The organism is Limnobaculum allomyrinae (assembly GCF_016649425.1).
Taxonomy (GTDB): Bacteria; Pseudomonadota; Gammaproteobacteria; order Enterobacterales; family Enterobacteriaceae; genus Limnobaculum; species Limnobaculum allomyrinae.
Map to the genome: position 1 here is coordinate 99,214 of NZ_JADRCR010000008.1, position 25,247 is coordinate 124,460.

General features: G+C 47.8%; 16 protein-coding genes, 1 pseudogene and 1 riboswitch. Of the genes and pseudogenes, 9 read left to right on the forward strand and 8 right to left on the reverse strand.

The window, feature by feature from the left end; translation table 11 throughout:
- Window positions 1–663: 663 nt before the first annotated feature.
- From I2494_RS14865 to I2494_RS14885, 5 genes are all read left to right on the forward strand, one after another.
- Window positions 664–4,563 (forward strand): Ig-like domain-containing protein, encoded by a 3,900-nt coding sequence (locus I2494_RS14865; protein WP_228350973.1) that lies wholly within the window; start codon window positions 664–666, stop codon window positions 4,561–4,563.
- A gap of 3 nt (window positions 4,564–4,566) precedes the next feature.
- A complete protein-coding gene (locus tag I2494_RS14870) occupies window positions 4,567–9,999 on the forward strand; it encodes a beta strand repeat-containing protein (protein ID WP_228350980.1) in 5,433 nt (1,810 codons plus the stop codon).
- A gap of 104 nt (window positions 10,000–10,103) precedes the next feature.
- The gene (locus tag I2494_RS14875) at window positions 10,104–11,513 is read left to right on the forward strand and encodes a TolC family outer membrane protein (protein ID WP_218467667.1); all 1,410 of its coding nucleotides are present in this window, start codon (window positions 10,104–10,106) and stop codon (window positions 11,511–11,513) included.
- Entirely contained in the window at window positions 11,513–13,651 is a 2,139-nt protein-coding gene (locus I2494_RS14880) for a type I secretion system permease/ATPase (RefSeq protein WP_218467668.1), read from the forward strand. The genes I2494_RS14875 and I2494_RS14880 overlap by 1 nt, the downstream gene beginning before the upstream one ends.
- Window positions 13,652–13,661: 10 nt before the next feature.
- Window positions 13,662–14,831 carry an HlyD family efflux transporter periplasmic adaptor subunit gene (locus I2494_RS14885; RefSeq protein ID WP_218467669.1) on the forward strand — a complete coding sequence of 390 codons (1,170 nt, stop codon included), beginning with the start codon at window positions 13,662–13,664 and terminating at the stop codon, window positions 14,829–14,831.
- Between the two features lie 88 nt (window positions 14,832–14,919).
- On the opposite strand, the gene I2494_RS14890 is transcribed toward I2494_RS14885, so the two are convergent.
- A complete protein-coding gene (locus I2494_RS14890; protein WP_218467670.1) occupies window positions 14,920–15,816 on the reverse strand; it encodes a PhzF family phenazine biosynthesis protein in 897 nt (298 codons plus the stop codon).
- Window positions 15,817–15,907: 91 nt separating this feature from the next.
- Between I2494_RS14890 and I2494_RS14895 the strand changes: the two are divergent.
- From I2494_RS14895 to thiD, 3 genes and pseudogenes are all read left to right on the forward strand, one after another.
- A pseudogene (locus I2494_RS14895) lies at window positions 15,908–16,095 on the forward strand (secretion protein HlyD); the annotation flags it as partial.
- A gap of 48 nt (window positions 16,096–16,143) precedes the next feature.
- Window positions 16,144–16,247, forward strand: a riboswitch (TPP riboswitch).
- 34 nt (window positions 16,248–16,281) lie between these two features.
- The gene (gene thiM / locus I2494_RS14900; RefSeq protein WP_218467671.1) at window positions 16,282–17,097 is read left to right on the forward strand and encodes a hydroxyethylthiazole kinase; all 816 of its coding nucleotides are present in this window, start codon (window positions 16,282–16,284) and stop codon (window positions 17,095–17,097) included.
- The gene (gene thiD, locus I2494_RS14905) at window positions 17,094–17,891 is read left to right on the forward strand and encodes a bifunctional hydroxymethylpyrimidine kinase/phosphomethylpyrimidine kinase (protein WP_218467672.1); all 798 of its coding nucleotides are present in this window, start codon (window positions 17,094–17,096) and stop codon (window positions 17,889–17,891) included. Before thiM ends, thiD begins: the two co-directional genes overlap by 4 nt.
- Before the next feature lie 311 nt (window positions 17,892–18,202).
- Here the strand turns inward: thiD and epd are convergent, their stop codons facing one another.
- Window positions 18,203–19,264, reverse strand: a complete 1,062-nt coding sequence (gene epd, locus I2494_RS14910; RefSeq protein WP_218467673.1) for an erythrose-4-phosphate dehydrogenase — start codon at window positions 19,262–19,264, stop codon at window positions 18,203–18,205.
- 248 nt (window positions 19,265–19,512) lie between these two features.
- Between epd and I2494_RS14915 the strand changes: the two genes are divergently transcribed.
- Window positions 19,513–19,749 carry a hypothetical protein gene (locus I2494_RS14915; RefSeq protein WP_218467674.1) on the forward strand — a complete coding sequence of 79 codons (237 nt, stop codon included), beginning with the start codon at window positions 19,513–19,515 and terminating at the stop codon, window positions 19,747–19,749.
- 18 nt (window positions 19,750–19,767) lie between these two features.
- On the opposite strand, the gene I2494_RS14920 is transcribed toward I2494_RS14915, so the two are convergent.
- The 6 genes from I2494_RS14920 to I2494_RS14945 all read right to left on the reverse strand — a co-directional run bounded on the left by I2494_RS14920 (window position 19,768) and on the right by I2494_RS14945 (window position 25,042).
- On the reverse strand, window positions 19,768–20,667 hold the full coding sequence (locus I2494_RS14920) for a hypothetical protein (protein WP_218467675.1): 900 nt from the start codon (window positions 20,665–20,667) through the stop codon (window positions 19,768–19,770).
- Between the two features lie 23 nt (window positions 20,668–20,690).
- On the reverse strand, window positions 20,691–21,293 hold the full coding sequence (locus tag I2494_RS14925) for a TetR/AcrR family transcriptional regulator (protein WP_218467676.1): 603 nt from the start codon (window positions 21,291–21,293) through the stop codon (window positions 20,691–20,693).
- Window positions 21,294–21,555: 262 nt separating this feature from the next.
- Window positions 21,556–22,083 carry a spermidine N1-acetyltransferase gene (speG, locus tag I2494_RS14930; RefSeq protein WP_130592945.1) on the reverse strand — a complete coding sequence of 176 codons (528 nt, stop codon included), beginning with the start codon at window positions 22,081–22,083 and terminating at the stop codon, window positions 21,556–21,558.
- A gap of 166 nt (window positions 22,084–22,249) precedes the next feature.
- Window positions 22,250–22,888, reverse strand: coding sequence for a phosphoribosylglycinamide formyltransferase (gene purN / locus I2494_RS14935; RefSeq protein WP_218467677.1), 639 nt, complete (start codon window positions 22,886–22,888; stop codon window positions 22,250–22,252).
- Window positions 22,888–23,925 (reverse strand): phosphoribosylformylglycinamidine cyclo-ligase, encoded by a 1,038-nt coding sequence (gene purM, locus I2494_RS14940; protein ID WP_218467678.1) that lies wholly within the window; start codon window positions 23,923–23,925, stop codon window positions 22,888–22,890. The genes purN and purM overlap by 1 nt, the downstream gene beginning before the upstream one ends.
- Before the next feature lie 130 nt (window positions 23,926–24,055).
- The gene (locus tag I2494_RS14945; RefSeq protein WP_228350974.1) at window positions 24,056–25,042 is read right to left on the reverse strand and encodes a M28 family peptidase; all 987 of its coding nucleotides are present in this window, start codon (window positions 25,040–25,042) and stop codon (window positions 24,056–24,058) included.
- Between the last annotated feature and the right edge of the window lie 205 nt (window positions 25,043–25,247).

Genomic DNA, 25,247 nt, shown 5'->3' on the forward strand with positions numbered 1-25,247 from the left:
CGGTCCCCTAAAACAAAGATGACAGAAGTGTGATAGCCATTATGATTTATGACTCTCCGCTTGTATATTGAGTATAGCTCAAGCAGTATTAGTGATTGTGTATTTTACCTGAATCTGTACAAAAGTTCGTCACTCTCCTTTTTTTAATCAATTACTTCTATTTTTCATCTGGTTATATTCTATTTGTTTTTTTTGCCACTTTACTCATAATCAATCAGGCTTTTTTATACTGTTAAATTATTATTTACCTGATTTATTATAGGGGTATTTTTGATACTGAAGTCTATTTATTAACATGTGTTTTATTATATTTTCCTCAATATATTGCTTTTGTTTTGCATTATTTATTGATTTGATGATTTTTATTTATCTCATTGTTTTTAAATAATTATTTTTCACTTATCTTTATTTCGTCATTTCAAATTATTTCATGAGTTAATTAATTGAAATAATTTTCAGTATTTATTTTGCCAAAATGAAAATCATTGCTTATATATCTATTAATAAAAAATAATGACAACGCATTATTGCTTATTCTCTTTTACGGATATTTTTCCCCTCGGACTGAGATTCATTCTCTGATAACAAAATAGTTATCGGGGAGCACTTACTGATGTCGTTTTTACGGCACATTTACCCAACGTATATAACAAGGGGTTAGCAATGGCTCAGGAAAATAGCGTCTTAGGAACTGTTGAAGTTGTCGGCCGCAATAATGGTGCTCAACTGGCACACTATACTCAAGGAAGTCAGGTAGTTACATTAACTCAATCCAGTGTAGTGCGAATTCATGGTACTTCTGCGCTAGTTTCCAGCTATGAGCGACAGGGAAACGATCTGATTGTTCATATGAAAGATGGCAGTACCGTACGCTATCAGGGGTTCTTTACTCTTGATGAAAAAGGCGAACACAGCGAACTGGTATTTGATGATGGCAAAGAAGTTAATCATGCGGTCTTCCCACTGGCGGACTTGCCTGGGCCAGCGGCGGCAGAAACTATTACCCCCACTTATACCACGATCGGTGCTGATAGCCTGATTGACGATGGATTATCTGCGACAGCTATCGCCGGGATTATTGGTGCTTTAGCGGTCGGAGCGGGTATTGCTATTGCAGCAGGCGGTTCCGGGGGAGGGCATCACAGCAGCGATCAGGATAACGGTGGTAATCTTGGAAACGGTGATGGCGGCAACAATAGTGGAAATAGCGGTAACAATAATGGCAACAATGGCGGTAACAATAATAGCGGAAACAGTAGTGCTACCGCGCCAACCATCACAGTAAACCCTTTCGCAACGGATGATGTACTTAACGCCGCCGAAGCCAAATCTGTTCAAACGGTAAGTGGTTCGACAGCCCATGTAGAAGCCGGGCAGACGGTGACTATCACCTTAGGTGGTAAAACCTACACCACACAGGTTGCAGCCGATGGAAGCTGGCAAATCAGTGTTCCCGCGGCAGATCTACAGCTTCTGGCGGATGGAAAGACTTCACTTCAGGTTAGCGTGAGTAATCAGGCTGGGTTAACGGCCCAGGATAGCCATGACTTTACGGTAGACATCACGGCTCCGGTTCTGACAATTTCCACTTTTGCTGGTGATAATACGCTGGACGCTACTGAATCAACTGCAAATCAAACCGTTAACGGAACAGCGATAGGGGCTGAAGGCCAGATAATCACGATTACACTCGGGCAAAATAGCTATACCGCAACAGTTGATGCGCAAGGGAATTGGCAAACGGTAATTTCCAGCGCTGATTTACAGGCGTTGGCGGATGGAAATTATACCTTAAGTGCTTCCGTCAGCGACGCTGCGGGCAATAGCACCAGCGGAACCTTAGATATTGTTAAAATCACAGTGCCGGCAATTAGTATTAATACATTTGGTGGCGACGATAAGATTGATAGTGCGGAATCAAAAACCGATCAAGTTCTGAGCGGTATGACACAGAATGCCCAACCAGGCAGTTCGGTGGTGGTCAATATTTCTGATGGTAGTGCACTGGCTCGTTCTCTATCAAGTGGAGGACAAACCTATCTGGCGACAGTTGATGCTGACGGTAGTTGGCATCTGACAATACCAGCCGGAGCAATGGAACAATTCTCTTCCGGTTCTTACACCATTGTGGCAACGGTTACCAATCTTGACGGGCAAACCGCTACCGATACCCATACTTTTGTTGTCGATATTGATCAGCCAGGGATCTCAATTGCGATTATATCGAATGATGATTACCTGAGCGCCGTTGAGGCAACGCAGGATTTATCGATTAACGGTATCACCACCGGTGTTGATGCAGGTTCTGTTGTTATTGTGACTTTAAATGGTAAAAGCTATCAGGCTACCGTCGATGGTTCTGGCCATTGGAGCGCTCTGGTACCATCAAGCGATCTGAAATTGTTGAGTGATGGCGCAACAACCATCACCGCAGCGGTAACAGCTCCGGCTGGAACGTTTAGTGCTGAGCACATCTTAAACGTTCTGATTAATCAGTTACCGCAACCAACGCTGAATACCCCATTTGGTGATGGAATTATCAATGCTGCCGAAGAGTTATTAAGCCAAACCCTGCAGGGAAAATCAGGCCTGACGGGTGCAGGGCAATCGGTGGTCATTTCTCTTAACGGAAAAAGCTATGTTGCTACCGTTGATGCGCAAGGAAACTGGAGCGTAAATATTCCAAGTAGAGATTTACAACTGCTGTCTGACGGTAGTTTCCCTCTGGTCGTTAAAGCCACCGATATTGCCGGAAATATCGGTTCAGTAACCCGTAATATTGTGGTGGATACCACGGCGCCAACGCTGGCGCTAAAAGCCTTTGCTACCGACAATATTTTGACCACCTCTGAAATGGCGGCAACTCAGACAATATCTGGTTCAGCCTCGATTTCCGAACAGGGTCAGACCGTCATTATCACGTTAAATGGTAAATCTTATCAGGCATTGGTTGGTGCGGATGGGCAGTGGAGTACCTCTGTACCATCAGCCGATCTACAGCTGTTGAGCAGTGGTAATTACACCATTACGGTTTCACTGCAAGATTTAGCGGGTAACAGTACCCAAATTTCACAGGTTATTGGGGTTAAAACGGCACTGCCGGGTGTCACTATCCAGCCGTTTGCCGGTGATGATGTACTGGATGGTTCTGAGGTTAAAACCGCACAAGTGCTGAGTGGCTCTACTTCCAATGCAGAAACCGGCAGTCTGATTACTGTGGTGCTTAACAGCCAAACTTATACGACAAAAGTATTGGCAGACGGCTCCTGGAGCATCATGGTTCCTGCTGAGGATCTGGCTAAGCTGGCTAATGGCACCTTTAATATTCAGGTTAGCGTTACCGATCTTGCCGGACAAACCGCCGAAGCAAATCACAGTTTTACCGTTGACAATAGTCAGAGTGGAATCACGATTGCGATTGTAGCAACAGATGATTATCTGAATTTACAAGAATCCACTCAGACATTGTTGATTAATGGCACTACCAGCCATGTTGAACCTAATCAAGTAGTGACAGTCGCTCTGAATGGTAAAACCTATACCGGTATTGTACAACCGAATGGCTCCTGGCAGGTCTCTGTCAGCAGCCTGGATTTGCAACTGTTACCGGATGGCAAAGCAACCATATCCGCCTCGGTGGTGGATAGTGATGGTAATACAGTGACCACCAGTCATGATTTCACCGTTATCATTCATGAGCTGCCGGAATTAACTCTTAATACCCCATTTGGTGATGGCAACTGGAGTGCCACCATCCCTCCTGGCGCACTGTTGTCTTTAGTTGATGGCACGGTTCCTATTGTTATTACCGCAGTAGATTCCGCAGGCAATACCACCTCAGTGCTCAGTTCAGTGGATGCACTGGTACATACCTTACCCACCGCTGAGCTTAAAACACCTCTGTTTGGTGATGATGTACTGAATTTATCTGAAGCCACTTCCGGGCAAATTCTTACCGGTAAGTCAGGGCTGACGGGACTGGGACAAACCGTTGAGGTCACTCTTGATGGTACTAAGTATTCCGGCTCGGTTGATATTAATGGTAACTGGACGGTTCTGCTGCCGCCAAACGTACTGTTGGCTTTGGTTGATGGCTCTCACGACATTAGCGTGACGTTATCTGACCGAGTGGGGAACAGCACAACCAGCAGCGAGTTAACCTTCAGTGCGGTGACCCATAATCTACCGGCACCCACCCTCGATTTACCGTTTGTTGATGGAATATTGAATGCAACTGAAGCCGCAGCAGGGGGAACGCTTACCGGTTCAACTCATGTGAGCGGTGCGGGACAAAGCGTAACGGTGAGTATCAATGGTCAATCTTATTCCGCTACTGTGGATAATGACGGTAACTGGAACCTGACACTGACTTCCGGTGACTTAACAGCGCTGCCGGATGGTACCTGGCCCGTCACCATTATTGCCACTGACAGCGCAGGCAATACAGTTAACGGTAATGCTTCGGTAGAAGTGCTGACCCATACGCTGCCTAATGCCAGGATTAATCTGCCTTTTGGTGATGGCTTACTGAATATTGCTGAGGCTAACGCTTTAACCGGATAGGCTATTAGCGGTACCACAGGAATAACCGGTGCCGGACAAACGGTGACGGTGACCATTGATGGTAAACCGCAGACCGTTACGGTATCGACGACAGGCCAATGGAGTGTCAGTTTAGACAGTACAGCGTTAAATGCCTTAGGCACTGGTGAACATGATATTCAGGTGACAGTGACGGATAAAGCGGGTAATACCTCTCAACAGGATCTCAGTTTTGATGCGTTATTAACGCTGCCAACACTGACTATTACTCCGCCGTTTGGTGATGGCGTTCTTAATCTGAGTGAAGCCGGAAACATCGCGCTAATCGCCGGAACCACCAATGCCAATATTTCCGGACTGGGTGCAACGTTAACTTTAACTATTAACGGCGTCTCTTATCCAACCACTATCGATTCAAACGGTAACTGGTCAGCCAATATTCCGGCTAATGCACTGTCAACGTTGACCAGTGGTGGAACCTATCCGATTAATCTGACGGTGACTGATGCTGCGGGTAACAGCACCTCTGTCAGCCAGAATTTCTCGACTCAGTTCTCATTGCCGCAGCCAACGTTAGCAACGCCGTTTGGTGATACCTATCTTAATATCAGTGAGTCCGCTGTTAATCAGACGCTAACCGGGCAACTGAATGTAGTAGGGGATCCGAGTAAAGCAAAAGTCAGCGTTTCTATTGGCGGTATAGATCATGATGCGGTAGTGGATGCTAACGGCACCTGGTCTTTGACGCTGACATCGAGCGAGTTAACCGGGTTAGGTAACGGTGATAAGGCGATTGTGGTTACCGTGACGGATGAAGCGCTGAATACCAATAGCGTAAGCGGACTGGCACATTTCTCCCTGACGCCACCAACAATCGCTATCAATGTTTTTGCCGGTGACAACATTCTGGATTATGCGGAAAGCCATCAGACTCAAATATTGAGCGGAACCACCAGCAATGTAGAAGTCGGACAAACGGTACAAATCACTATTGGTGGCCTGAGTCGAAGTGCGGCGGTAACCACCGATGGCAGTTGGTCAATTGCATTAACACCAACTGAGTTGGCGCTGTTGGCTTCAGGGCAAATTACCGCGACCGTGGTGGATAAAGCAGGTAACAGTGCTAATGCACCGGCGATAACATTGACGGTAGATACCTCAGTACCGACACCATTCCTGACCCTCGATCCGGTAGCGGGTGATAACGCCATTAATCTGACCGAATCAGGCGGTATGCTAACGATAAGTGGAACCGCCGATCCCTCTATGGTTGGACAAATTATTAACCTGAGTCTTGGCAGTTTATTGATTCCTACAACCATTATTGAAAGCGACGGTAAGTGGAGTGTCACGATTCCTTCCATTGCCCTATTGCCTGATGGTAATTATGTATTATCTGCATCAACGCTCAGTGGGGCGACGGCATCCGCCAATATTTTAGTTGATCGGATTCCTCCTCAACTTACGGTAGGGGTGTTTGCCGGAAACGATGTGCTTAACGCTTCTGAAGCAGGAAGCGTACAGATTCTTCGCGGTACCGGCAGTGAAATTGGCACTAATGTGTCAATTAAGATACATGGCGTAACCCATTATGCTCAGGTGCAGAGTGATGGTAGCTGGAGCCTGTCACTCAGTTCAGCGGAACTGAAAACGTTACCGCAAGGGCCTCAGGATATCGTGGTTGAACTGACGGATAAAGCGGGCAACCTTACCAGCGTGACTCACCCGATTACGGTAGACACCATTACGCCATTCCTGACGGTTGATGCGCTTGGCGTGGGCAATGTATTAACGGCGGCGGAAATTCTGCTGGGTCTGCCATTAGGTGGGAAAGGCGATCCGGGTGATACCGTAACGGTAACGCTGGGGCCATTGCAACTATCGGCGATTGTTGATGAAAATGGCAACTGGAGTGTCAATTTCCCAACGTTGAAACTGGAAACACTGACGGACGGCCCACAGGTTATTAATGTCAGCGTAGGCGATAGCGCCGGTAACGTCACCTCGGTGAATGTAGGCTTAAACGTTGCGTTAAACAGCTCACTGGGCGCCGGAATCAGTACTATCTTTGGCCCGGACGGAATTTTGAACCTGGCTGAGTCGTTACTGACACAAACCCTGACGGGCACCGCAACCGGTGACTATAACGGAGCGAAGGTTAGTGTAACCATACTGGGGCAAACCTTTACTGCCAATGTAGGTAACAACGGGAAGTGGAGCATCGACCTGAGCCCTGATTTATGGCTGGGGCTGACGGCAAAAACGCTTGATGTGAATGTCAGTATTACGGATGCCAATGAAAATACGGTTGATAAGCTGATTCATGTTGGATTAGCACTGACTGATTTGCCAGTCATCAACAATGTCATTGCGTTTGGCGATAACTTCCTGAATAAAGCGGAAACCGCGCTCGATCAATTGATTAGCGGCACGATTGGCAATATGGCGGCGGGAACGACGGTGAGTGTGACGCTGGGTACCAATACCTATAGCGCAGGTGTTGATGCTAACGGTAATTGGTCGGTATCCATACCTAAAACGGATTTAGCCTCGCTGCTGGATGGTATAACGAAAGTGGGGGTGACGGTCACGGATGCCGGTGGCAACGTGGTTAAACAATCCATCGATCTTGGCGTTATCACCCATAATCTGCCAACCATTAAGTTTAATCCATTGTTTGGTGATGGAGTATTGAGCCTGAGCGATTTACTGGGGCTGGTATCCATTGGTGGAACCGCCACCGGGCTGGCGGGGCGCACTATTACCCTAAGCATTGCTGGTTCTTCAACCCTTAGTGCGGTGGTAGGACAAGACGGCAGTTGGAGCGCAGAGTTAACCCCATCAATTATTAATATCCTGAAAGGCATTGGCAGTGGAGATATTACTGTTTCAGCCAGCGCTACCGATATTGCTAATAACCCGGTAAATGTGAGTGCCGGCGTGCATCTTTCGCTGTTGGCTCCGTTGTTGCAAACCGTGTCCGTATTTGGTGATGGTTTGCTAAATGCGGTAGATGCCAGTGCATCACAGCTGATCAGTGGAACCATTGGTAATGCGCCAGAAGGAACCAAAGTGAGTGTTCTGCTGGGCGGAAAAACCTTTGTTGGTGTTACGCTGGCAAATGGTTCATTTTCTATCGCTCTGTTGCCGTCTGACCTGTCTCAGTTACCCGAAGGGCCTCTTACTGCGGCAATTACCATTACCACTCCGGATGGCAATACCAATACCGGTAGTGCCAGCGTCGTGGTTGGGTTGAAAAACCTGCCGCAAATTACCCTTGACCCTCTGTTTAATGGCGATGGCTTCCTTAATCACTTGGAGGCAGGCGTTGCCCAGTTAATCAGTGGTACCGTGGCTAATCTTACCAGCGGCAGTGTAACCATTAAGGTAGGCGGCAACACACTAACGGCGACGATAAATCCAAATGGTACCTGGAGCACGACGATCCCTACCAATGTTCTGAACTTATTACCTGATGGGCCATTGGCCGTTAGTGTATCGGTCAGCGACGGGGTGGGTAATACCGCCAGTGCGGGTGTCTCACTGAATACGATTATTCACAGCCTGCCAACCATCTCCATTGGTTCGATTTTTGGTGATGGCATTCTTAGTCTGGTGGATTTATTGACATCACAAGTCATTAGCGGCACCAGTACTAATCTGGCAGTTGGTGCAGAGATCAGCGTGAAGCTGGGCAGTCTGGCGTATACCGCAAAAGTGGGCGTTGGTGGCGCATGGTCGTTATCAATACCTCCTTTGGATCTGAAAGCATTGCTGGACGGTAACTTTAACGTGGACGTATCGGTTAAAGACGTAGCAGGGAACGAAGCTACAGCCAGTGGGCTATTGAATGTTATCTCCCATGTACTGCCAACCTTGTCGCTGGATAGCATCTTCAACAATGGCAATCTGAACGCTCAGGATATTCTGAACGCACAAGTCATTAGCGGTAGTGCCACCAATGCAGAAGGCTCCATCGTTAATATCACTTTGGGGCAGAACCATTACTCCGCAACGGTAGATGCCAATGGTAAATGGACGCTGAGCGTACCGAAGCTCGATTTATCGGCACTGGCAGACGGTAACTTCAATGTAAGTGCAATCCTGACCAACGCAGCCGGAGAAGTGGCCAATGCTGTCGGTAAGCTGGATGTTATTACTCACAGCTTACCGGATATATCGTTGGGTAGTCTGTTTGGTAACGACGGTATTCTGAATATTCTCGATGCGGGACAAACGCAAACGCTGAGTGGAACCTTGAGTAATTTAGTCGGTGGTAGCGTGGTGGTGACATTGGGGAGCACCAATTACACCGCGACGGTGGGCTCAAATGGCTCCTGGTCGTTGAATCTGCCACCCAGTGTGCTGAACTTATTGAAAGATGGTTCATTGCACGTGGGGGTGACAGTAACCGACAAGGTTGGTAACACTAAAACCGTCGGAACAGATGTCTACGTTAAGCTGAGTCCACCATTGCTCTCTTACAACCCATTAGCCACATTGGATATCGCAACCCTGTTATCTAAAGGGCTGACCATTGGCGGTAGCTCACGCAACCTGAAAGTGGGAGCCGATGTAAACATTACACTACTGGGTCTGGCTTCGCTTACCGCTCAGGTCAAAGCAGATGGAAGCTGGAGTGCTAATGTTCATCTGACGTTGGCTCAGTTATTGACGCTGAATCTACTGTCACCGATTCTTCATCTGTCTGCACAGGATGAGGCACAAAACGGATTTAGCGTAGATTTGGGGCTGGGTACCGTGCTGAATCTGCCTCCGTTGGCGGTTGCCGCACAGGCAGAACCCTTGATGCATGAAGTGGATGCTGCTGCTAATTCTGATGCTTCACATACTACTCAATCTCTCTCCACAGAAAACGCTACGGAAGAACGGCTGACTTCTTCGCTGACCTCAGAAAGCCACGAGGCTTCATCCGGTGTTGAGCAGAGTGCGGCCGCCGTTTCCGGAACCTTCACTATTGGCGGGGTAACCATCGATTTAGCTGATGGAACCCATAATAGTGGAACCAGCGTTCAGGGCAGTAGTGGAAACGATGTGATTCATCTGAGTACGCTGGGCTTTGGCTTTATCGATGGCGGTGCGGGTGTCGATACTTTGGTACTGGATGGCGCTAATCTTCATCTGGATCTTACCCAACTGGGCGAGAAGATTGTCAATATCGACATCTTCGACCTCGGGCTGTCCGGTAGCAACAGTATCACTCTGAATCTGAATGAGGCGCTTAACGTTAAAGATCCAACTCAGGAGCAGTTACTGATTAAGGGTTCTGAGGGCGATAAGGTCAATCTGGTTCATGGACAGGGAGATATCTGGAACTTAAATGGACAGAGCACCATTGGTGGGGTGATTTACGATGTTTATCACAACTCATCCCAGGGAAGTAACACATTAGGCGATGTTCTGGTTCAGCAGGGCTTGCACGTTAATCTGGTTTAAGCAGTAAACACCGGTGCGGTCGTTGGCCGCACCGGTCAGAGATAGGGATCGACTCTGGTATAGCTTTATTTATAACAACCATCATCTAATAGAATGTGGGAAAAATGAAATACACCAAACGTTGCCCTGGCGCCGGACTTCGATCCGCTGTTCGGCCCTCCAGTTATCTCATCGGTTTATGTTGTGGCATAAGCAGCCTGTTTCTGACTTTTCTGCCTGCAAGCTATGCGGCGGAAGAGTATCAGTGGCAAGTTGCTCCCAGTGAACAAAACCAATCCAGTTTATCCATTCATGAAGCGATATTGCGGGCATTTGCCCGTAACCCGCAAATTGCACAGGCAGCGGCACAAATTCGTGTTGGGCAAGCCAATCTGAACGTCGCAAAAAGCGGTTGGTTTCCTCAGGTATCATTGCAGGGCGGTGTTGGCCGCTCGCATCAAACCGATTCTTCGGGCTCGCTGGATAATAATGGTTCCGTTGGTCTTAATCTAAAACAGTTGTTGTATGACTTTGGTAAAACCGGCGGCAGTATTGATGAGCAACATGACTTATCCGATGCCTACAATTATCAGCTTTACAGCACGCTAAATGGCGTGGGTCAACAAACGCTACAGAGTTATCTTCAGGTTAAACGCTATCAGGAATTGGCGCAGGCAGCGCAACGTAATCTGGCTTCCCTTGAAAGCGTTCGGCAAATGGCGACGCTGAGGGCAGAGGCCGGACTAAGTTCTCAATCCGATGTATTACAGGCAGAAACGCGTATTGCCGGTATGAAAGCCACTTATCAACAGTATCAGGCTCAAGTGATGTCGGCACAGGCTTCACTATCGGCTCTGACCGGTGTTGTTGCCACTGAATATCCGGATTTACCGAAAGATCTGTTGGGGCAAAAAATCTCTGTTAAGTCATTACCCTATCAGCAAAATAATGCGGTACGTAGCACTCAGGCTAAACAACTGGCTGCTGAGAAGCGCATTCAACAGGCCAAAGCTCAACACTGGCCAACCATTTCAGTACAGGCTGGGCGCACCCGATATGCGGATGGCGATGGCTCGTACTGGGACGATCAGGTGCAACTGGTAGTGGATGCGCCTATCTATCAGGGGGGCGCTACCTCGGCCAGAGTCGATGCTGCGGAAGGGGAACGCCAGAATGCTCAGGCAGAAGTTGAAGCCAGCAAGCTGGATATCGATCAAAAAGCCTCAACCGCCTATGCGGATCTGTTGGGAGCGCAGCAGCGCCAGCAGGCGGGAGAAGCGCAGCAAGCCAGTGCAGAACAAACACGCAGTGTCTATCAGGATGAGTACCGCCTGAATAAACGTAGCCTGAATGATTTATTGAGCGTTGAGCAAGATGTTCTACAGGCAGATAACGCTGCCATTATGGCTCGCTATGATGCCTGGGATGCCGCAGTACGTTATGCCGGTGCGGTAGATAACCTGTTAGATATGTTGGGGATTGAACGTCAAAAAGTGACCGGCGATGACCTCCCTACACTTGGAGGAGCATCATAATGGCTAATTTACCTAATTCCGATAGCTGGATAATCGCAATGTCACGGGCTGCCGGACGTTTTGGCATTTCCACGGATATTCACGCGCTGCGTCAGCAAATGCGCTGGTATGAGAGCTTACCGCTGCCCCGCAGGTTAGAACGCTTAAGTAGCCTGATGGGTATGCAGGTAAAAATTCAGACCGCGACCAGCGTGCGCTGGCGCAACGAAATATTGCCGGTGATGGCGCAGTTGCAGGATGGCTCACTGATTGTTTTAGAGTCGCTGGATGAAGAGCAACGGGCAGTTTATTGGCTGGGCGATGGGGGCGATTTATTGCGCGAGGAGGCGCTACCTGAACTGCTTGCTCGTATCCAGCCGGATGTTGTGTTACTGGGCATTGCCGCTCGTGGGCAGGATTCGCGGATTGATGAATTTGTACAACCCTATCGTGAACACTGGTTCTGGCGCCATTTTCGCCATACCGGACGGCAACTGGCTGAGATTTCACTGGCTTCGGTTATCAGTAACGTACTGGCGCTGGCGGGAATTTTGTTCTCTATGCAAGTATATAATCGGGTTATTCCATCGCAGTCTTACCCGACATTATGGGTTCTGTTTGCCGGGGTATTGCTGGCAGCCCTAATGGAGTTTTTTATCCGCCTGTCGCGTACCCATATTTCCGATTTGATGGGTAAGCATATCGATTTAAAAGTCTCTTCCATGTTTTTTACCCGTGCGCTGGCGATTAAAAATGATGCGCGGCCTAAGTCGACGGGCTCTTTTATTTCTCAACTGAGAGAAATCGATCAGGTACGTGAATTGCTTACCTCAACCACCGTAGGTGCTGCGATGGATATGCCGTTTGTGCTGCTATTTTTGGCTATCATGGCGGCAGTGGGCGGTGAACTGGTGTTAATTCCACTTCTGGCTATTCCTCTGATTGTGATTCCTGGCCTGCTGGTGCAGTGGCCGATGGCTAAATTAGCCAAAGAGGGGATGCGTGAAAGTGCACTGCGTAATGCGGTATTGGTGGAGTCCATCGAAGGCGTTGAAGATATTAAAGCGCTACAGGCGGAACCCTATTTTCAACGTCAGTGGGAGCAAACGCACAAAGTCAGTGCCACGATTGGTATGAAACAACGAGTGTGGGGTGCCCGATTAAGCGGTTGGGCATCGTCGGTTCAGCAAATTACTTACGCCGGAATGCTGGTGTTTGGTGCTTATCTGGTGCTGGAAGGCACCATTACGACCGGTACCATGGTGGCTTGTAGTTTATTGTCTTCCCGCACCATTGCCCCTTTGATGCAGCTCACTATGGTGTTCTCTCGCTGGCAACATGCCAAAAGCGCCATGAACGGACTTAACGATCTGCTTAAAAAACCGTTGGATCGTAATACGGAAAAGCCAATGGCGCGCTGTCCGGTTCTGGCGGGTCATTACCAATTGAAAGATGTGCAATACAGTTATGACGAAGAAAAAAGCGATTTAGCGCTACAGATCGCCAGTCTGGATATTAAGCCGGGTGAGCGGGTCGCGATTCTTGGCAAAGTAGGTATGGGGAAATCAACGCTGTTGCGTCTGTTGTCCGGTCAGGCACTCGCCACCAAGGGAAAGGTGATTATCGATGGTGTTGATATGGCTCAGATAGATCCGGCCGATATCCGGCGTCAGGTGGGGTATCTGTCACAGGACTCGCGCCTGTTTTTTGGCACGCTGCGTCAGAATTTGATGCTGGGTCATCCTCATGCCACCGATCAGGAGCTGATTCAGGCTTTACGCATCAGTGGAGCATTAACGCTGGTACAGCAGGATGCCTCCAGTCTTGATCGCTTGATAAACGAAGGGGGGCGAGGATTATCCGGAGGACAGCGACAGATGGTGATGCTGAGCCGATTAATTGTGCGTAATCCACAGGTCGTATTGCTGGATGAACCTACGGCATCGATGGATGAACAGCTGGAAAGCTATGTTATCCGTCAGCTACAGACCTGGCTGGTAGGGCGTTCATTGATTCTGGTGACCCATCGTCCGGCGCTATTAGCGCTGGTGGATCGGATTGTGGTGGTCGATGGGGGAAAAATTGTCGCAGATGGTGCACGCGATGAGATCCTGAGTCAGGCTCGCCATAACACGAATGTTGCTTCTATTGTCGCCTGAGGATTGCGTAATGACTGAACTATCAATGCAGGAAGATATGGCTCAGCAAGGACGTCGTCATTCGTCAGTGGTTTGGCTGACGCTACTGGGTGGAATTCTGCTTTTTATCTGGGCAAGTTTTGCGTCATTAGATGAAGTCACCGTCGGAACAGGGAAAGTCACGCCTTCAACACGAGCTCAGGTAATTGAGAGCCTGGATGGCGGTATCGTTTCTGCCATGCCAGTACATGAAGGTGATATCGTTAATAAGGGACAAGTGCTGGCGCAGCTCGACCCTAAACGCTTTCAGTCTAACTATGGTGAAGCAGCATCAAGAGTGAGAACTCTGAGAGCCTCGGCGGAGCGTTTGCGTTCCGAACTGACTGGGGCACCGTTGGAATTCAGTGCCGATACCCTGGAAGAGCCGGAGTTGGTGGCACGTGAACGTCAGCTGTATGAGTCAAGACGGCGCAACCTGGATGAAACGGTTTCTAACTTGCAGCGTTCGTACAATCTGGTTAATTCTGAACTGAAAATGACCCAACCGCTAATAGAAAAAGGAGCTGCCAGTCGGGTGGAGGTCATTCGCTTGCAGCGTCAGGCTACGGAGCTACAGGGTAAAATCGATGAAGCGCGTAACCAGTATGCGGTACGCGCGCGTGAAGAACAGGTAAAAAACAATGCCGAGCTGGATGCCCAGATGGAAGTGATGGCGGGTAAAGCCGACCAACTGGATCGGGCCACGCTCTATTCCCCGGTACATGGGGTGGTGAAAGATATTCAGGTAACGACTGTCGGTGGCGTTTTACCTCCGGGCGGTAAGTTAATGGAGATTGTACCGCTGGAAGACCATCTGTTGATTGAAACGCGTATTAATCCACGTGATATCGCTTATATTCGACCCGAACTTCCTGCAACGGTTAAATTGACCGCTTATGACTCCTCTATTTATGGCAATCTGGATGGTACCGTGGTAGTGGTTTCACCGGATACCTTACAGGACGAGGTGCGACGCGATCAGTACTATTATCGGGTTTATGTGCGAACTAAAAATGCAGAGTTGCATAATAAGAACGGTAAACGTTTTCCGATTATGCCGGGAATGGTAGCTAACGTAGAGATTAAAACCGGACAGAAGACGGTGCTGGAGTATTTAATTAAGCCGTTAAATAAGGTGCAGGAGGCGTTGCGGGAGCGTTAATGATATCCCGACAATGCATTAAGGCCGGGAACGGGGGCTATACCCATTCCCGATCACAATGTCTGGTTATCAGTAAAGATAGCTATATCTAAATGTGTAACCAGCCATTAACTAGCGTGCAAATCTGTCCACCAATCCATGGCTCATCATGAATAAAACGCACGCTAACCAAACCTTTTCGATGTAGTTGGGTACCTTGTTGAACCTGATACCCCAGTGACGTCGATCCGCCGTCGGGAAAGTTATTGGCCTTCAGCAAACGGGCTAAGCACGCATTAGCGCTGCCGGTTACCGGATCCTCAACCAATTTATCTAATTCAACCAGAAACGCTCGCATTTCATAATCAGCTGGAACACCAGATGAATAGGCACCATAAACCACCACACCATCAACATGGCAAGCAACTTGCAGCTTTTTAATCATGGCTTGATCTGGCGTCATTGTCAGGCAGGCTTGAGCGTTTGGCATACGTACCATAAGCCAACGAATGCCCATGTCGGCAATCACCGGTATGGTATTTGTTTCAATAACTGCAGGTTGAAAATGGGTTATTAACAGTTCCCTTTCCTCAACAGTCAATGTTTGAAACGTTACCGCAGGGGCGGCAAACGCTAGTGTTCTTTCAGGTAAGATATTAACAGCAACCAGACCAACGCCACATTCTTGCATAACAATCCCCGGCTGTTTGGTCACCAACCCGGACTCCAATAATGCATGGGCCGTACCCAATGTAGGATGTCCGGCAAAGGGCAACTCTTTTTCAGGGGTAAAAATGCGCACCAGATAATCTGCAGCTGGATTAGTTGGTTTGAAAACAAATGTCGTTTCCGAAAGATTAGTCCAGCGAGCGAGTGAAAGCATCTGCATTTCAGTTAACCCCTCCGCCTCCAGGATCACCGCCAAGGGATTGCCCTGCAATGGCGAGGTGGTAAATACATCTACCTGCTTGTAGGCGCGTGGCGTCACATTATCTCTTCTTAGCATTTTCCATAATCCACTATATACCAGGCTTGATGATAGCTCTGTTAAATGACCTACATCAACTTATCAATTCCTCCCCTATTTAGCGTGGTTTATGAATCCACGTGATATCGCTTATATTCGGCCCGAACCTCCTGCAATGATTAAACCGATCGCTTACGACTCCTCTATTTACGGCAATCTGGATGGAACAGTAGTGGTGGTTTCACCGGACAGGAGACGGTGCCGGAGTATTTAATTAAGCCGTTAAATAAGGTGCAGGAAGCGTTGCGGGAGCGTTAATGATTTTCCGACAAATCCTTGATCCTTTTAGCCAATCGTCTAATATGTAACTTCGACTCGGGGTGCCCTGTGCAACACGTACAGCGGCTGAGATATCACCCGTATTACCTGATCTGGATTATGCCAGCGTAGGGAAGTCACGGTATCCCACCGGTACTGCCTTCTTTAACGCCGGTTGGGAGTTTTATGAATTCATCTCACAACCTTCAACCCTTTCCCGGTTCCGCTGCGGCCCACTGGCTGACGCAACTGCGAACCACTTCCCCTTTAGTTCATTGCCTGACAAATCAGGTGGTACAAAATTTTACCGCCAATGTGCTGCTGGCGTTAGGATCCTCACCGGCAATGGTGGTGGCTCGACAGGAGGCCGGTGATTTTAGCGCCATTGCCAGCGGGCTTTTGGTCAATGTGGGTACCCTGAATGAAACCCAGGCTGAAGCCATGTTGCTGGCGGTGGAATCAGCTAATCGCGCGAATGTTCCCTGGGTTTTGGATCCGGTAGCGGTAGGCGGGTTGAGCTATCGTACCGATTTCGCCCATCAATTATTGGCCATGAAACCTGCGGCTATTCGCGGTAATGCTTCCGAAATTATGGCGCTGGCGGGTTTGAGTTCAGCAGGACGCGGTGTTGACAGCACCGACGATTCTCTGGCCGCATTACCGGCTGCGATTGAGTTAGCCAACAACACAGGTGCCATTGTTGCGGTGACCGGCGCTATTGACTATGTAACCGATGGACAAACTGGCTACGCCTTACCTTTTGGCGATCCGTTAATGACCAGAGTGGTGGGAACGGGCTGCGCGTTGTCAGCGGTGGTGGCTGCATTTTTATCACTGGATAAAGAGAAGACTCTTGAGCTGGTTGCCAGCGCCTGCATGGTGATGGCTTTTTGCGGTGGTGTTGCCGCCCATGAATCTGCCGGGTCGGGGAGCTTTGTTCCCCGTTTCCTCGACCTGCTTTATCAACTGCAACCAGAACATCTGATGGGTAAAACACTATGAGAATTAATGCATTAACTATTGCTGGCACCGACCCAAGCGGTGGTGCAGGTATTCAGGCTGACTTAAAAACCTTCTCTGCGTTGGAAGCTTATGGCACCAGCGTGATGACTGCGTTGGTTGCGCAAAATACGCTGGGCGTACAGTCGGTTTATCGCATTGAGCCTGATTTTGTGGCTGCCCAGCTTCGTTCGGTGCTGGACGATGTGCGTATCGATACCGCCAAAATTGGTATGCTGGCCGAGTCAGATATTGTGCAGGTGGTGGCTGAATCACTAAAGCGTTATCCCATTCCTTATGTGGTGCTGGATACGGTGATGGTAGCAAAAAGTGGCGATCCGTTACTGGCTCCGGATGCGGTAGAGGCGATTCGTCGTCAATTGCTACCGATTGTTTCTTTGATTACACCTAATCTGCCGGAAGCAGCCGCTCTGCTTGATTGCTCCGTTGCCACCAGTGAAGCTGAAATGCTGGAACAGGGGAAAGCGCTGTTAGGAATGGGCTGCCCGGCGGTATTAATGAAAGGGGGGCATTTAAGTGAAGCGGAAAGCCCCGACTGGTTGATTACCCCACAGCAAACGCTGCGCTTTAGTGCCCAAAGGATTGCCACTAAACATACTCATGGAACCGGATGTACGCTTTCTGCCGCGCTGGCGGCGTTGCGCCCTCGCTGTGATAGCTGGGAACAGACGGTACAGTTGGCTAAAGATTATTTACAGCAGGCATTGATAATGGCAGACAGTCTGGAAGTGGGGCACGGCATCGGCCCGGTACACCATTTTCATCGCTGGTGGTGAACATAAACCTGCTGGTAATTAACTGGTACGTCAGATTACTGACAAAGTAAGATGATTTAGTTTGATGTCTCAACATAGTTAATTGTTGGGAGAGACCGCCGTTGGGATCGACAGTGCTTGAGCTAACCCTCAGGGTGAAACACCATAAGGTGTTTCACCCTGAGGGCCAGGCCCGACGCGCTTTATGGCTAAGTACAGATGGTTTTCGGGTCGAGCACGAAACCAATATACGTACTTTAGGTTTTACGACCGGAATGTCCATTGACGCTTATTTATTAGGTTTTCCCGCCAGATAATAAATGCAGTGAATACTACAAGCTTTGCTCCGTAATTTTTCCGACAGAGCTTTCTTGCGATACCTGCTCACTGGCAACCATCGCCAACGTGGTATCCAGCATACGGTTGGCAAAACCCCATTCGTTATCACACCATACCAACATTTTTACCAGATGCTGACCGCTGACCCGGGTTTGTGTGCCATCAACAATGGCACTGTGCGGATCATGGTTAAAATCGGTAGAAACCAGCGGTAACTCGGTATAATCCACAATGCCCTGAAAGTTGCTATTAGCCGCATGTTCCAACAGCTGATTTATATCCTGCACGCTCACCGGGACTTCCAGCGTAACGCTCAGATCGATAGCCGTTACGTTAATAGTGGGTACACGCACCGAAATCGCTTCAAATCGATCGCAAAACTTAGGGAAGATACGGGTAATCCCCGCCGCCAGTTTGGTGTCGACCGGAATGATTGACTGATTTGCCGCTCGGGTACGGCGTAAGTCTTTGTGGTAAGCGTCAATCACTGGCTGATCGTTCATCGCGGCGTGAATAGTGGTGACCGTGCCTGAGCGAATTTCAAAGGCATCATCCAGCAGTTTGATTACCGGAATAATGCAGTTAGTGGTACAAGAGGCATTGGAAACGATACGATCCCCGGCCTTTAATTCATGGTGGTTTACACCATAAACGATGGTTGCATCTAAGTCATTTCCCCCAGGGTGGGAGAATAGAACCTTTTTAGCACCGGCAGCGATATGCGCTTCTCCATCGGCCCGACTACCGTAAACACCACTGCAATCCAGCACAATATCGACGTTTAATGATTTCCACGGCAGGTTGGCAATCTCTTTTTGATGGAATAACTGTATTGCATCATCATCTACCCATAGCATTCTTCCTTCCTGACGAATGCGGCGGGCAAAACGCCCGTGGGTTGAATCGTATTTTAATAAGTGTGCCATACCATTAGGGTCAGCCAGTTCATTAATTGCTACCACACTGATTTTTTTGTGATGTTCTGACTCGTACAAAGCGCGTAAAACGCTGCGACCAATACGGCCAAAGCCATTAATAGCTACTCGGATGGTCATGTTATACCTTTATTATTCGTTATCATGCCGGCTGGTTAGCATAATGTAATGCAAGAAAATGTGAGTGTTGTGAGATCACAATATCAATAGTCAGGCCGAAGATAATCCCATTGATTATATCGGATGATGATCAACAAGATGGCAGACTTCAGGTATCCGTGTAAAGCGCGCTAATATCATCCTTGTATAATTCTATAAATTATAATTAACTATGGTAATTATGCCGTGGCAATAATGTCGGAGCTTTTATGATTAGACTATCGTTAATTTCTTGTATTGCCTTGTTTTTACTGGGATGCACTTCAGAGTCTTATACCGAGCCCTGTCCACGAGGTTCCGGCTGTGTGGTTAACGATCGGGAACGACCAATTTATGACTATGACCCGGGTTCCGATAGCATGAAGCGGGATCGCCGTATGGAACGGATTCGGGATCAAGGCGCAGCGGATAAATCTACCGATCAGGGCACCATATTTGGCTGGTAATCGGTATTCAGGATTAAATTACTGGCAGCAGTCCGGTGTCAGAATGGTGTAATAAATACCGCTTTGATCAAAGGCTATAACCCGATTTCCGCGCATGTTATAAACACATTGCTTCAGCGATTTGCCATCAGAATCGGTAAATGCCAGTTTTCCGGTCTTCTTCAGCGAGGAAGCATTGAATTTAAATACGTGAAAATTATCATTGTTCCCATAGCCTCCACCCATGATTAAGTAGGGGTGACTTAGTGCAAAGTTATGGCTGCCCTGAACAGGAATACGATAAGAAGTGGCTTGCAGTTTGTTTAAATGAACTAACTGGAAATCAGAATAGTAGTAAAACCAAAATGAGTGCTCACTTTCAGCATTCACGGCATAGCAGTCATCAATATCAAACTGCTCGGCCTGCCAGAGAATATTGCCTTCCGCATCAAATTTTACCAAACCATATTGTCCGAGAGGTTGCCCCCAGCCGTAATTGCCGAATACTCCCTCATCGAAATAGCTAACCCAGATAGCGCTGTCTGCAGTGACATTAACATCTTCAATACCATCACCCAGGGTGAAACGACGCACTCGTTGTCCATCCAGATTGTAAACTTCAGCATTCTTTTCCGGATCGCCATGATTGTAGTGGCAGCGAGCACCCACCAACAAAATATGCTGATCATCCAGTATTTGCAGGTAGTGAAAGTTGGTTTTTGATTCAATAGAAGGAACGGATAATATCAGTTCACCATGTTGATAGATTGAGACAAACCAGTTTCGCTTATCGGTTTGACTGGGAACAAACTGGCCGTTAATGCGTTCCGGAATGGATTCTGCTTCCAATACCATCAGACGATCGGCGGTGCTCCACGAGCAGGCAACCAGCTCACCGCGGGATTGATGTTGAATAGGGGTAAGGGCAACTTTAATCATAATTATCTTTCTATCATAATGGGTTAAACAGGGCGATAACCATTAAGGAAACAGTCTACCGCCGACTGCACATGCTGTTTGATCACCAATTTAGGTGGTACTCTTACCCCAAACAGCGCTTCGTGCTGAATATAACCTTTCAGTAAACTAAGCAGATGACCGCAGGCGACCGATGGATCGCCATTCTTCAGATGCCCTTGCTCCATATGGGAGAGTAGAAACTGCCTTAAATAGTTGGTTATACGGTAGGGGCCCTGATTTAAATAAAAATCAGCCAGTTCCTGATCGTGCTGGGATTCAGTCAGTAAAATACGAAAAGTGTTCAGTAAGGTGGGGGATAAAATGGTATCCAGATAGTTGGTACCAAACTGAATCAATTGTTGTTCCAGAGTTTTATTGTCGTCATTTTTAAAGTTGAATATCGCTTCAACCTCTTCAATACAGCGGCCAATAACCGCGGTGAGTAAACCCCGTTTGTCACCAAAATAGCTGTAAATAGTCTGTTTGGAACCGCCGCATTGCTCAATAATCTGATCCAGATTGGTCTGATGGTACCCTTGTTTGAGAAACAGTTGGGTTGCTACCTCAATAATTTTTTGTTGTTTTAGTTTTGTTGATGGGCGCATAGTCGAACCTCTCTGATCTCCTGCTATAAGAATACCGTTATTTTTCAGACAGTTTATCTTATTTTATTGGTTAAAGATTAAATCTGTTACGTTGCGCTGAATATTCTGGCGAATAACATCAGATGCTATTTTTATTTTGGACACATTATAAATAAGAATAGCCAGAAAGGGGATTATCTTAATCAAACAGGGGGAAAGGAATTGAGAGAGATAAATAATCAGGAGAGTATCCAATGGATAACTCTCCTTTAGCTGATTAATTTTACGGTTTTAATCGGGCTAAATATTGGGGCTGAAAAATACACATACGAATAGTGTCGCGATATTCTCCATTAATAAAGAATTCGTGCTTAAGAATACCTTCGGTTTCAAACCCTAATTTGGTGTAAATATGGATGGCTTTTTCATTTTCTCTGTCAACAATTAAATAGAGCTTATACAGGTTAAGTACCGAAAAGCCATATTCCATTGCAGACTGCGCTGCGGCACTGGCATAACCATGCCCCTGCCATGCCGGATCGATAATGATCTGAAATTCTGCCCGGCGGTGTATATGGTTAATTTCCACCAGTTCAACCAGCCCCACGCGGTTATTATCTGCTTCAATAATAAAGCGTCGTTCGCTCTGGTCATGGATATGTTTGTCGTACAGGTCTGACAGCTCAACAAAGGCTTCATAAGGTTCTTCAAACCAATAGCGCATGACGCTGGCATTATTATCGAGCTGATGGACGAATCTGAGATCTTCACGTTCAAGCGGACGTAGCTTGACGCTGGGTTTACCCGACATGGGAACTCCTGATAGCTATTTGTTTAAACATAATTTGCTGTAGCATGGCTACAACTTATCTAGCTTAGTCAGGTTAATGTGTTGTGGGCAAGTACTATTTCGGGCTAAGTGCAGGGAGATAGGGCTACGACACCGGTAATGGATATCGTAGCCATAACGCTGTATATCAGGCTTCGGTGTAACCCTGAGGGGGTAAAGGTTGGTTATCCATCCAGGCTTTGCCATCACGCATTGCCAGTCGGCCATCCATAAACCAACTAACAACCAGCGGATAGATGCGATGCTCTTCTACTTGTACCCGTTTAATCAACCCGGCTTCGCTATCCTGCGGTAATACTGGTACTGCCGCTTGTAGAATAATCGGGCCGCCATCCAACTCTTCGGTAACAAAATGAATGGTTGCGCCGTGTTGCTTGTCGCCGTTACTCAGTGCCTGACTGTGAGTGTGCAAACCAGGATATTTAGGCAACAGAGAAGGGTGAATATTCAGCAGCTTACCGGCATAGCGATTAACAAATACCGGGCTCAGAATACGCATATAGCCAGCTAAAACAATCAGGTCAGGCTTATAGCGATCGATGGTATCTGCCAGTGCCAGGTCATAATCAGTACGGCTGCTAAAATACTTAGGCTCGACGACTTCAGTAATAATGCCGGACTGTTGTGCCCGTACCAGTCCATAAGCCTCAGGAACATTGCTGAACACTGCGCTAATAGTTCCGTCGATTTGCTCACTATCACAGGCATCAATGATAGCCTGAAGATTGGAGCCGCTGCCGGAGATGAGTACAACGATACTTTTCATTAGCCGATAACCACCTGCTCATCAGAAGTGGAAGCTTTGATAGTGCCAATTTTCCACGCCATTTCACCGGTAGATTGTAATTGAGCAATGGCTGCATTGGCTTGCGCTTCCGGCAGGGCGATGACCATGCCCACGCCGCAGTTAAAGGTTCGATACATTTCGTGGCGGCTGACATTACCGGCCTGTTGTAACCAGTTAAACACCTCTGGCCACTGCCAGCTTGATTCGTCGATAACCGCCTGAGTGCCCTGTGGCAATACGCGGGGAATATTCTCCCAGAAGCCGCCGCCGGTGATATGGGCGATAGCGTGAACCTCGATCTGCTCCAGCATTTGCAGAATGGACTTCACATAAATTTTAGTAGGAGCCAGCAGATGGTCTGCCAGTGATTTACCGGCCAGCATTGTCGCTTGTGGATCGGTTTTGCTGACTTCAAGAATTTTACGTACCAGCGAGTAGCCGTTAGAGTGTGGGCCGCTGGAGGCCAGAGCGATCAGCGTGTCACCTTCGGAGACTTTGCTACCGTCAATGATTTCAGATTTTTCTACCACACCAACGCAGAAACCGGCTACGTCATAATCTTCACCATGGTACATGCCGGGCATTTCGGCCGTTTCTCCACCAACCAGCGCACAGCCAGACTGTTTACAGCCTTCGCCAATGCCGGTAACTACGCGGGCTGCGGTATCTACATCCAGCTTGCCGGTGGCGTAATAGTCGAGGAAAAACAGTGGCTCTGCACCCTGAACAATCAGGTCATTAACGCACATGGCAACCAAATCGATACCAATGGTGTCGTGGCGTTTTAAGTCCATGGCTAACCGAAGTTTAGTGCCGACACCATCGGTGCCTGAAACCAGAATTGGTTCACGGTATTTTTGCGGCAGTGCGCAAAGTGCTCCAAACCCTCCGAGTCCCCCCATCACTTCAGGACGGCGGGTTTGTTTTACTACACCTTTGATTCTATCGACTAAAGCGTTACCAGCATCAATGTCAACACCAGCGTCTTTGTAGCTTAGAGAAGTTTTATCGGTCACTGCGGGGTTCCCCATGGAGATAGGTGATATTTAACAGAAACGGCGTAATTCTATCAGTTATAGCAAACGTTTGCCTATGGTTTTTATCTCTGATGTATAAACTCACTGGCTTATCAGCGCACATTTAGCGCTAATCCAGATTCTGAATAGTGGAATAAACACCCTGTACCACTTTTGCCATACGCTGATAATCCAGTTGATCCCAGGTATCTCCGTTAGATTCATGGTAGTGGTGATTACGATAAAATGCGGTATCGGTAATCATTACCGCCGGGAAGTCCTGCTTCCAGTAATGCAGATGGTCAGAATAATCGATTCCGGGAATGAACGAGGGAGCATTCAGTGAGTAAACCGGTAAATCACTGGCGCCCATCATCAGGCTTTTCACTTGTGCGGTGATGTCTCTATTACTCATATTGCTAATGACCGTAATAAAGTGCCCTTTATCACTGTAGAGCGATTTCATTATACTTAATGGAAAATCTTGTGAGTCGGTCTCATCACTGAAATAACCAATCATCTCCAGCGACATCATCAGTTTTACCGGTCGTTGAGTTTCCGCTAATTGCCGTGCATGGAAAGCGCTTCCCATTTCGTCAGTGCTGAAAAAGGGCGGTTCTTCCAGACTGTAAGCCACCAGTTCCACTGGCGATGAAGGCGGATGCTGCTTTAACAAGCGGGCTAATTCCAGTAAACCGGCGACCCCACTGGCGTTATCATCCGCACCGCGAGTTTTATAGTAGGAGTCATAGTGAGCACCAACCACAATTAACTCGCCTTCCGCTGGTCCAAAACGGGCAATGATATTGCGATAAGGCTTATCTCTTACGGTAAATTTCTGCTCTGATAGCCTGTCGGTATAAGGTTCAAGCTGCTGCATAATGTAATCAGCGCTGGCGTTAAGATTTTCCGGATGGGTGTAATCTCTCGGGTAATAGGTTTCGGATAACTGCCTGACGTGTTGGGTTAACCGTTCGCCAGAAACATCCGGGGCGGTACTGTACCTGGCTTCCACCGAAGATTGAGTAAACAGCGAACAAGAGGTCAGGCTGACGGTCAACAAGCAAGTTATCGTCACCTTTAGCCACTTTTTGTTGATATTAAAAGATGCCTTCATATCCCTGAATTTAAACTCCCTAATGCCTGCGTGAGGTTTTTATCCACGGCCAATGGTTAATTGAAAAAAACAGCGCTCTGTTAACAGTATTAGCACAATCTATAGCCTATCATGATCTGAGTCATGCATTTCTTTGTTACGGCTCACGCATTATCAGGTATAATTTGCCGATTTTTTTGAGAGCGACAGTACACCATCCGCGATA